Origin of the sequence: Campylobacter sp. W0066.2 (genome assembly GCF_024723515.1) — a bacterium.
Lineage (GTDB): Bacteria > Campylobacterota > Campylobacteria > Campylobacterales > Campylobacteraceae > Campylobacter_D.
In genome coordinates, this window is sequence record NZ_JANQCV010000032.1 from 1 (window position 1) to 1679 (window position 1679).

The 1679-nt window shown below is 30.6% G+C and carries 1 protein-coding gene and 1 pseudogene; one reads left to right on the top strand and one right to left on the bottom strand.

Annotated elements, in window-relative coordinates; translation table 11 throughout:
• The first annotated feature begins 246 nt into the window (after nt 1-246).
• Entirely contained in the window at nt 247-1458 is a 1212-nt protein-coding gene (locus CAMP18498_RS07805; RefSeq protein ID WP_337198254.1) for a major outer membrane protein, read from the top strand.
• Between the two features lie 23 nt (nt 1459-1481).
• Here the strand turns inward: CAMP18498_RS07805 and CAMP18498_RS07810 are convergent.
• Nucleotides 1482-1679, bottom strand: a pseudogene (locus CAMP18498_RS07810) (YaaA family protein); the annotation flags it as partial.

Below are 1679 nucleotides of genomic sequence, written 5' to 3' on the forward strand. Positions count from 1 at the left end.
CCCTCAGTTTCCATACATTAACTATCAAAGAGCATAATTACATTTGTAAAAGCAAACATTCATAGATAACTCCTTAGTTTTTAAAGATCTAGTTTCAAACTAGATCTTTAAAGATATATCTATCTACTTATATTAATACTATATAATCTAATATATTTTATATTGTTTTTATTTACTTTAAGAATTCTTATATAAAACTATGCTATAATACAAGCCATAGTTTTAATTTTAATAAGGAGAATTCTCATGAAACTAGTTAAACTTAGTTTAGTAGCAGCATTAGCTGCAGGTGCTTTTTCAGCAGCTAATGCTGTTTCACTTGAAGAAGCTATAAAAGATGTTGATGTATCAGGAATGTTCAGATACAGATTTGAATCTGATAGACAAAAATTTGGTAATGCAGTTCAAGCGGAAGGTTATAACAACACCAAAGAAAACAAACACAGATTTAAATCTCAATTAAACTTCAAAGCGGCTTTAGATGATAACTTCAAAGCTTTTGTTCAATTCCAATACAACACAAATGAAGCTGGCTTTGGTACAGGCAATGGAACAAATACTCACGATACATTTGCAGTTCAACAAGCTTACTTAGAATATGCAAATGAAGCTTATGCTACAAATGTAGCTTTTGGTAAAATGGAAGTTGGTTCTATTTGGACTGATGACTTAGTAGGAACAGGAGCTAAAGTAGTCAATAACTCTATTGAAGGTTTAACTTTCGCAGGTTATTGGTTTGATAGCTTTAATGCTGAAGATGATGGTGATACTGCAATTAAAGATCAAATCAATATTACTAAGTCTTCACTATATGGCGGTGCTGTATTAGGTGATTTTGATCCATTTGCATTCCAAATTTGGGCTGCTTATTCAAATAATTGGGCATTCTTATATGCAGTAGATGCTAGCTATAAATTTGCATTTAATGATGCTAATTTCAAAATCCAAGCTCAATACTTAGGGAATAGTATTGATAGTGAAAAAGAAAAACGCTTAGGTTTAGATAATGGTAACTTCTATGCTGCTCAATTACAAGCTCAAATTTCAGCATTTGATTTCCAAGCAGGTATAGTTGGTTATGGTGAAAAAGATAAAGGTAGTTTAGTAGTTTTAGAAGATAAAGGTAGAGTGATTGCTCCAGGTGAACAAATTTTCTACTCTGATGGTAGCAAATTAACTGGATCTGAAGGTGAAAACTTCTTCTATTTTGCAGGTTTAGGCTATACTTTTGCTGAAACACTAAGAGTAGGATTTGACTATATTGGTGGTAAAACTAAATATACAGCAGGCCCTGATATAGATAAAAATGAATATATTGCAAGAGTATCTTATGCTTATAGCCCAAAACTTACATTTAGTGGCTTCTATTCTTACTTAACTGAAGATAATCATAATCGTGTAAAAGGTCAGGATGTTGACGATCAATTTATCAGACTTGAAGCTCTATATAAATTCTAATTATAAAAGCTAAGCCAAAAGGCTTAGCTTACTATATCTAAAATTATTTCTTCTTTTAATCCTTGTATTTTAATTTCTTTTATTTTTAATTCATTAGGTAGATATTCGAGTAAAGCTTCTTTACTATGTATATTTTTACTTGCTAATACTCGTAGTATTTTACCCCTATAAGCCTTTGCAAAATGACTTAAACTTTTGGAATTTTTTAAAAAAGTGAGAGT

Bases quoted from the DNA above. Each gene is read 5' to 3' on its own strand.
- CAMP18498_RS07805 (WP_337198254.1), top strand. From the start codon at position 247: ATGAAACTAGTTAAACTTAGTTTAGTAGCAGCATTAGCTGCAGGTGCT.